7 protein-coding genes are annotated in these 7,933 nt (G+C 57.9%); 6 read left to right on the top strand and 1 reads right to left on the bottom strand.

The features are described from left to right. Window positions 1-495: 495 nt before the first annotated feature. Window positions 496-954, bottom strand: a complete 459-nt coding sequence (locus tag AC0Z5Z_RS25085; protein WP_150741885.1) for an REP-associated tyrosine transposase — start codon at window positions 952-954, stop codon at window positions 496-498. Window positions 955-1,428: 474 nt separating this feature from the next. On the opposite strand from AC0Z5Z_RS25085, the gene AC0Z5Z_RS25080 reads away from it, so the two are divergent. The 6 genes from AC0Z5Z_RS25080 to AC0Z5Z_RS25055 all read left to right on the top strand — a co-directional run bounded on the left by AC0Z5Z_RS25080 (window position 1,429) and on the right by AC0Z5Z_RS25055 (window position 7,925). Then, complete coding sequence (locus AC0Z5Z_RS25080) at window positions 1,429-2,850, top strand: amino acid permease (protein WP_095181733.1); 1,422 nt, start codon at window positions 1,429-1,431, stop codon at window positions 2,848-2,850. 237 nt (window positions 2,851-3,087) lie between these two features. Then, a complete protein-coding gene (locus AC0Z5Z_RS25075) occupies window positions 3,088-3,450 on the top strand; it encodes a GtrA family protein (RefSeq protein ID WP_095181734.1) in 363 nt (120 codons plus the stop codon). Next, entirely contained in the window at window positions 3,447-4,916 is a 1,470-nt protein-coding gene (locus AC0Z5Z_RS25070; RefSeq protein WP_252886748.1) for a UbiA family prenyltransferase, read from the top strand. The genes AC0Z5Z_RS25075 and AC0Z5Z_RS25070 overlap by 4 nt, the downstream gene beginning before the upstream one ends. Beyond that, entirely contained in the window at window positions 4,913-6,229 is a 1,317-nt protein-coding gene (locus AC0Z5Z_RS25065) for an FAD-binding oxidoreductase (protein WP_095181736.1), read from the top strand. The genes AC0Z5Z_RS25070 and AC0Z5Z_RS25065 overlap by 4 nt, the downstream gene beginning before the upstream one ends. Next, the gene (locus AC0Z5Z_RS25060; RefSeq protein ID WP_485611789.1) at window positions 6,226-6,966 is read left to right on the top strand and encodes an SDR family oxidoreductase; all 741 of its coding nucleotides are present in this window, start codon (window positions 6,226-6,228) and stop codon (window positions 6,964-6,966) included. Before AC0Z5Z_RS25065 ends, AC0Z5Z_RS25060 begins: the two co-directional genes overlap by 4 nt. Further along, complete coding sequence (locus tag AC0Z5Z_RS25055) at window positions 6,963-7,925, top strand: lysylphosphatidylglycerol synthase transmembrane domain-containing protein (protein ID WP_485611788.1); 963 nt, start codon at window positions 6,963-6,965, stop codon at window positions 7,923-7,925. Before AC0Z5Z_RS25060 ends, AC0Z5Z_RS25055 begins: the two co-directional genes overlap by 4 nt. Window positions 7,926-7,933 lie beyond the last annotated feature (8 nt).

Genomic DNA, 7,933 nt, shown 5'->3' with positions numbered 1-7,933 from the left:
TACGCAGCCGAGCGGGGATGAATCCCCTCGCCACAAGGATGCTGTTCACATCCTCATGATGTGTCTGTGCGAGTGATGGACTCCCTGTGGCTAGCAGATTTGTCAGTCTTGCAGGAACTCCCTGTGGCGAGGGAATTCATCCCCGCTGGGCTGCAAAGCAGCCCCAAAACCTGCCAGCACGGTTCCTACAGGCACACCGAGTCTGAGGAAGTTGCGACTGCTACGCAGCCGAGCGGGGATAAATCCCCTCGCCACAAGGATGCTGTTCACATCCCCATGATGTGTCTGTGCGAGCGATGGACAGATTTATCTGTCTTGCAGGGACTCCCTGTGGCGAGGGGATTTATCCCCGCTGGGCCGCGAAGCAGCCCCAAAACCTGCCGCCACGGTATCTACAGGCACACGGCATGTGAGCCAGTTGCGCCTGCTACGCAGCCGAGCGGGGATAAATCCCCTCGCCACAATAGATGCACTTATTCCAGAGAGCTGTTGCGCTCAGAGCCAGCAGGTATCCCAAAGCGGGTAATCACCGAGGCTATCGACCAGCCCGGCTCGCAAGGGATTATTGATGATATAGCGGGCGATGGGCTCCAGGTCCTCGCCGTCACGGATCGCTCGGTCATGGTAGCCGGTTTGCCACAGCGGTCCGTGACGTCCGGTTTTTCTGTTAACCGCATGCGTACAGCGAGCCTTTACACCGCCAATGACTTCACCAAGTGAGCCGCGTTGCAATTGCATCAGCCAATGAAAGTGGTCAGGCATGACAACCCAGGCGATGGATTGCGCGACTCCTTGCTCATGAGCCCGGCGCAGTTCTGCAACCAGTAATCGGCCTGTCCGCCAATCTGCAAATACAGGCTGGCGTTCGTGGATGACAGAGGTGATGAAGTAGGCACGACCGTTTTCCGAGAAACGACCTTGGCGCAGGCGGTGGGAATTGGGGCGGACTGGCATGTGAGCTTCCTTGCATGTGCTCCTGGCTTTTTCAAAGGTTAGTGGTTGGCCGCTCCGGTCGGCGCTGCAACTGTTGAGCGAAATTTCTGAATCCGCCGGGCGATTTATCCGTGATCAAGCGCGAGGGGAGACATCGCGCAGTGAATCAAATGCACCGGGGCTGGAACATGACGCTGCACCATGTCTGTGCAATACTTCGCGGCTTTTTCAGTGGCGACTTTTCCTACGTAATGCAGGTAATGCCTCTCCGCAGAACCCACTATTGCCGAGAGTTGTCGCTGAATGTTGTGACTTTTAGAGTGAAAAATCCTGCCCTGAGCTTTTTATACTGCACGCCCCGCTGATCTTTCAGGCCTGCCCTGCAAGACGCGTCTGCCCACGAAGCCGACGCGGTTTCCTGCCCAGCCAAGGCCTATCGGCCGACGCTTCGAAACCCGGTGGTCATATCCAATAACAAGACGAGGTTGTACCCCTATGCCAGTTGGCAATCCTCTGCCGCACGGCGACACCGCTTCGGGCGGTCCGCTCAAACGTGAACTCGGCGAACGGCATATCCGCCTGATGGCGCTCGGTGCCTGTATCGGCGTCGGTCTGTTTCTCGGTTCGGCCAAAGCCATCCAGATGGCCGGTCCGGCGATCATGCTCTCTTACATCCTTGGCGGTCTGGCGATCCTGGTGATCATGCGCGCCCTCGGTGAAATGGCCGTGCATAACCCGGTCGCCGGTTCGTTCAGCCGCTACGCGCAGGATTATCTCGGTCCGCTGGCCGGCTTTCTCACCGGCTGGAACTACTGGTTTCTGTGGCTGGTGACCTGCGTCGCGGAAATCACCGCCGTGGCCGTGTACATGGGCATCTGGTTCCCCGATGTGCCACGCTGGATCTGGGCCTTGGCAGCGCTGATCAGCATGGGCTCGATCAACCTGATCGCAGTAAAAGCCTTCGGCGAATTCGAATTCTGGTTCGCCCTGATCAAGATCGTCACCATCATCGCCATGGTCATTGGCGGCGTCGGCATCATCGCCTTCGGTTTCGGTAACGATGGCGTGGCGCTGGGCATTTCCAACCTGTGGGCGCACGGCGGTTTCATGCCCAACGGCGTGACCGGTGTGCTGATGTCACTGCAAATGGTCATGTTCGCCTACCTCGGCGTCGAGATGATCGGCCTCACCGCCGGCGAAGCGAAAAACCCACAGAAGACCATTCCCGATGCGATCGGCTCGGTGTTCTGGCGGATCCTGCTGTTCTACGTCGGCGCGCTGTTCGTCATCCTGTCGATCTACCCGTGGAATGAAATCGGCACCCAGGGCAGCCCCTTCGTGATGACCTTCGAGCGTCTGGGCATCAAGACCGCTGCGGGCATCATCAACTTCGTGGTGATTACTGCGGCGCTGTCGTCGTGCAACGGTGGCATCTTCAGCACCGGGCGCATGCTCTACAGTCTGGCGCAGAACGGCCAGGCCCCGGCGGGCTTCGCCAAGACTTCGAACAACGGTGTGCCACGCCGGGCACTGCTGCTGTCGATCGCGGTGTTGCTGCTGGGCGTAATGCTCAACTATCTGGTACCGGAAAAAGTCTTCGTCTGGGTCACCTCGATCGCCACCTTCGGTGCGATCTGGACCTGGGTGATGATCCTCCTCGCCCAGCTGAAATTCCGCAAAGGCCTGAGCGCCAGCGAACGTGCCGGGCTCAAGTACAAGATGTGGCTGTACCCGGTCAGCTCGTACTTCGCGCTGGCGTTTCTGGTACTGGTGGTCGGCCTGATGGCGTACTTCCCGGACACCCGCGTGGCGCTGTATGTGGGACCGGCGTTTCTTGTGCTGCTGACGGTGTTGTTTTACGTGTTCAAGTTGCAGCCGACGCAAGTGACGCAAGGTTCGGTGCGTTCGGTTTCTTGAACCTTAAGTGCGTAAACAACGAAGCCCTGATCGAGAGATCGGGGCTTTTGGGTTTTATGGGCAAGGCGATTAACGGTCAACGCCTTAAAATCGCACGGGAAGAGCTATTGACACGTGAGTACGACAAGATGACCGCTGGTCGGATAAAGCCCTCGACCTGTAATTTCTGACAGTAGACCGTCTTCAAGCTCTGGCCTAGTTTGGAGGTCCGTCCTCTGGCAGCGGCTGGCCCTCACCATGAAAGGATTCTCTGCAACCACCGCCATCGGAGTGGCCGATGCGCTCATCCATTGGCAGATATTTTTCGTGCTCTGTCAGGCGGCCGCCCTGAGTCAGGCGGCCAGCAACTTTGCGGCGTTCTGCGTAGCTGCTGCGCTCTCTTTCTATCTGAACATGCTTTATATCTTTGAAAGGGAAACGCCGGTATTTCCCTATCTGATGTTCATCGGCCTGATGGGCGGCGTGAGTTTTGGCGTGGGTGTCATTGGGGATGTCTGGCGCTTGTCGGGGCTTGTGACGGTCGCTTCGTTTTCGCTGGTGAATATTGTTTTAGGGTACTGCGTTTTCCGCTTTGTCCTTTTTCCAGGGCGACGGGCATGAACGTCTCTCCGCCTGACGTACTGCCGATGTCAGCGTCCTGCGCTGCTTCAATGCCCTTCGTAGTTGATCTGGACGGTACCCTCGTCAAATCTGATCTGCTGTTCGAATGCGTGATGTCCTTTGTCCGCAGCAAACCATTGCACTGCCTGAAACTCTTTCCCTGGCTCTGGCACGGCAAGGCGTATCTGAAAGATCGACTGGCAATGACATCGGACGTCGATCTCGCGACTTTGCCCTATGATCCCGACGTACTCCGGATGATCGAGGAACAGCGCAACGCCGGTCGGAAAATTGTTCTCGCCACAGCCAGTCATTACACATTGGCAGTGCGGATCGCCGAGCATCTGCAGGTGTTTGATGACGTTCTGGGTTCAACCCTCGAGCAGAACCTTTCGGGAACGAACAAACGTGATGCGCTGGTGGCGTTATATGGGGAGAAAAGTTTCGATTACATCGGCAATTCGCTGGACGATCTGCCGATCTGGCGGTCGGCCAGGCAAGCTTATATCGTCAATCCGCTAGCGGGAGTCCAACGTGCCGCCCGGCATCTGGATAACGTAGTCCAGGTGGTTCACTCTCGCGTTACGTATTTCAGAAGTTTGTACAAAGCCTTGCGCATTCATCAATGGATGAAGAATGTGCTGATTTTCGTTCCCCTGCTTGCAGCGCATCAAGTGGCCAACCCGCTGCTATTGGGGCGCGGCTTGCTGGCCTTCATGCTTTTCGGCTTGTGTGCATCCAGCGTCTATCTTCTGAACGACTTGCTCGACCTGAACGATGATCGCAGGCACCCGAGCAAACGCAATCGACCCTTCGCCAATGGTTCGTTATCCATCCAGTCCGGTCTGCTGATTTTCCCCCTGCTGTTGTCAGTGTCGTTCATCGGCGCGTGGTTGTGGCTGCCTCACCCATTCATTGCCGTGCTGGCCTGCTATTACGGCCTGACGCTGGTGTATTCGCTGGTGCTCAAGAGGTTGATGGCGCTGGATGTCATCGCTTTGGCGCTGCTTTACACCTTGCGCATCATTGCCGGTGGCGCCGCTTTCGGGCTCGACCTGACGGGGTGGATGCTGGCTTTTTCCATGTTCATGTTTTTGAGCCTCGCGCTGGTCAAGCGCTATGCCGAGCTGTTGCTGGCGCTGCACGGCGGCATCACCGGTAAGACCGGCGGCCGCGACTACTTTCCTGCGGACCTGGCAATGCTCTCCTCTTTGGGGGCCGCATCCGGTTATCTCGCTGTCCTGGTGCTGGCGCTTTACATCCATGACAGCGCAACTACCGAGTTGTATGCATATCCCCGATGGCTCTGGTTTGCCTGCCCATTGATGCTGTTCTGGATCACTCGTATCTGGCTGCTGACGCATCGCGGCCGCATGAATGAGGATCCGGTGGTTTTCGCACTGCGTGATCGCTTGAGTCTGGTGATGGGAACAGTGTTCTGTCTGATTTTCTGGGTGGCGGCATGATGGCCTCGCTGGCTTCCTGGGGAAACTATCCCTATGCCCCGCAGAGTGGTCGTCCCTGCCACTGGCAAGCGGATATCGGACCGCAGTGGCAGCAGTTGATCGAATCACACGGGACAACTTTGCCGTTTGGCAATGGGCGCAGCTATGGCGATAGCTGCATGGCCGCAAGCGATCATGTGCTGCAATTACGTCCCCTGAACCGCTTCATCGAAGCCGACTGGGAAAAGGGTGAGATCTGCGCTGAGGCCGGCGTGACACTGGGCGAGATTTTACAACTCGCCATTCCCCGTGGCTGGTTTTTGCCCGTCACACCCGGTACGCGGCATGTAACGCTGGGTGGGGCGGTGGCCAATGACGTCCACGGGAAAAATCACCATCGCTGCGGCACGTTTGCCCATTCGCTGGTGTGTTTCGGGCTGCACCGTTCCATGCAATCGCCGATGGTGTGCTCGGCGACGCTAAACCCACAGTGGTTTGCCGCCACCATCGGCGGGCTCGGCCTGACGGGCGTGATTACCTGGGTGCGCATTCGTCTGCGCAAAATCCAGTCCAGCCTGATCGACAGCATACGGGTGCGTTTTGACTGTCTGGATGACTTTTTTGCCCTGTCGGCCGACATGGATGCGCGGCATGAATACAGCGTCGCGTGGATCGATTGCCTGGCCAAGGGCAATGCGCTAGGGCGCGGATGCTACACGGCTGGGGATCATTGCGAGGCGGGGCCCCTTGAGGTCGCTGCACCACGTTCTCTGTCTGTCCCGATCCGCCCTCCGGTATCGCTAATCAATTCGCTCACCTTGAAACTGTTCAACTATCACTACTGGAAACGGCAGCCAACGAACGGACAACATCAAAAGGTTGCCTACAGCTCGTTCTTCTATCCGTTGGACCGTATCGAAAACTGGAATCGCATCTACGGACGCAGAGGTTTCCAGCAATTTCAGTGCGTATTGCCGGCCTCGGTTGCAGCCGTGGCACTGGCCGAATTACTCAAGTCGATTGCGCGTAGCGGCAGTGGCTCCTTCCTCGCGGTGCTCAAGCGTTGTGGCGACATTCCTTCGCCGGGATGGCTTTCCTTTCCTATGCCCGGTACTTCATTGGCGCTGGACTTTCCACACGACATAGATCTGCCGAAAAAACTTCTGCCGCGTCTCGACGCCATCGTGCGGGAAGCAGGCGGTCGTTTGTATCCAGCCAAGGACGCTCACATGAGCGGCAGCGATTTTCGCCAGGCCTATCCCGCCTGGGAGCAGTTGGAAGCGATGCGCGATCCGACCCTGATGTCCCGTTTCTGGCAGCGAGTCACTCGATGAAAAAAATACTGATTGTGGGCGCCACCTCGGCGATTGCCTGCGCTTGCGCACGATTGTGGGCGGCTGATCGCAGCGAATTGTTCCTGGTCGGCAGGGATGCGCAAAAACTCCAGCAAACCAGCGTCGATCTTCAGGCTCGAGGTGCCAGAGCCGTGACCACGTACGTCATGGACGCCAGTGATATCGCCGCACATCCGGTCATGTACGAGAAATGCCTGGCGACGTTGCAGACGGTGGATATCTGTCTGATTGCCTATGGCTCGCTGCCAGATCAGTACGCGTGCGAACAACACGTTGAACAGGCTATGGAGCAGTTCGCCAATAACGGCAGTTCAATGATCGCGCTGTTGACGCTGTTGGCAAATCGCATGGTTGTCCAGCAGCACGGCACGCTGGCGGTCATTTCCTCGGTTGCCGGGGATCGAGGACGACCTTCCAATTACCTGTACGGCGCGGCAAAGGCGGCCGTTTCCACGTTCTGCGAAGGCTTGCGGGTACGCTTGTTCAAAGCGGGTGTGCATGTGATCACGATAAAGCCTGGGTTAGTCGACACGCCCATGACGCGAGGGTTGGCGCTGCCCTCCGTGCTTGTAGGGCAACCGGATACGGTTGCCCGGCGAATAGTCAGAGGGATCAATCGACAGGTGGCGGTGCTGTATGTGCCCGGCTTTTGGGCGGTGATCATGTGGCTGATTCGGGTGATGCCGCAGCCGCTGTTCAAGAGGCTGAACCTGTGAATCAGACACTGATGTTATCCGGGTGGCGTTACCGCGTTTTGATCGGCTCGGTGATCTGCTCCGCCCTCGCTTATCTCGCTGTTTCCCTGTGGGGTGGGTGGTCGGCGGTGAGCGCGGCGGTCAGTCGAGTGGGTTGGTGGCAGTGCGGGCAAATCGTCTGCGTGGTTTTGCTTGGATACGGTCTGCGTTTTTTGCGTTGGCAGGGTTATCTGTCTGCCTTGGGTCACCGGTTGCCTTGGCGGGCGAGCTTGAACATCTACCTGGCCGGATTCGCCCTGACGACGACTCCCGGCAAGGCCGGGGAGGCGTTGCGCGGTGTTTTGCTCAAACGTTTGGAGGTGCCTTACGCACAGAGCTTTGCCGCGCTGTTCAGTGAGCGGCTTGCGGACCTGCTGGCGATGGTGGGCCTGGCATTGTTCGGCTTGAGCGCGCATCCGGAATGGTTGTCGATGATCATTGCCAGTTTCGTCCTCTTGGTATGCGGTACATCGATGATGTTTTCGCCAAGCCTTGTCAGCGCGATTGATCGTCGCACTGAGCAACGGCACGACAGATTCTCGCGGTTGCTGGGGCATGCCGTTCAGGTATTGCGTCAGTCGCGCCGCTGTCATTCCCCTCGTCGCTTCATGGGCGCAACGCTATTGAGCCTGCTGGCCTGGGGGCTTGAAGCATTGGCGTTTTACTGGATTTTGCAGGCGATGGGCGCGGACGTGGGCCTAACGTTGGCGATCTTTATTTATGCGGTGGCCATGTTGGCGGGGGCTCTGAGTTTCATGCCGGGCGGTTTGGGCAGTGCCGAAGCAGCGATGCTAGCGCTGCTGGTTTCAGGCGGAGTCGGGTTGGCAGATGCGATCGCGGCGACGGTTTTGTTACGGCTGGTAACGTTGTGGTTGGCGGTCGGGGTGGGAATGCTTGCACTTTTATGGAAGAGGTCGGTAGCCGGTTTTGATCATGGCTGAGTAACTAC

The organism is Pseudomonas sp. 1L-E-NC-VB-C3, from assembly GCF_057291535.1.
This window is presented reverse-complemented; position numbering and strand designations above follow the sequence as displayed.

Coding starts and splice junctions, on each gene's coding strand:
- AC0Z5Z_RS25085 (WP_150741885.1), bottom strand. CDS start 954: ATGCCAGTCCGCCCCAATTCCCACCGCCTGCGCCAAGGTCGTTTCTCG.
- AC0Z5Z_RS25080 (WP_095181733.1), top strand. CDS start 1,429: ATGCCAGTTGGCAATCCTCTGCCGCACGGCGACACCGCTTCGGGCGGT.
- AC0Z5Z_RS25075 (WP_095181734.1), top strand. CDS start 3,088: ATGAAAGGATTCTCTGCAACCACCGCCATCGGAGTGGCCGATGCGCTC.
- AC0Z5Z_RS25070 (WP_252886748.1), top strand. CDS start 3,447: ATGAACGTCTCTCCGCCTGACGTACTGCCGATGTCAGCGTCCTGCGCT.
- AC0Z5Z_RS25065 (WP_095181736.1), top strand. CDS start 4,913: ATGATGGCCTCGCTGGCTTCCTGGGGAAACTATCCCTATGCCCCGCAG.
- AC0Z5Z_RS25060 (WP_485611789.1), top strand. CDS start 6,226: ATGAAAAAAATACTGATTGTGGGCGCCACCTCGGCGATTGCCTGCGCT.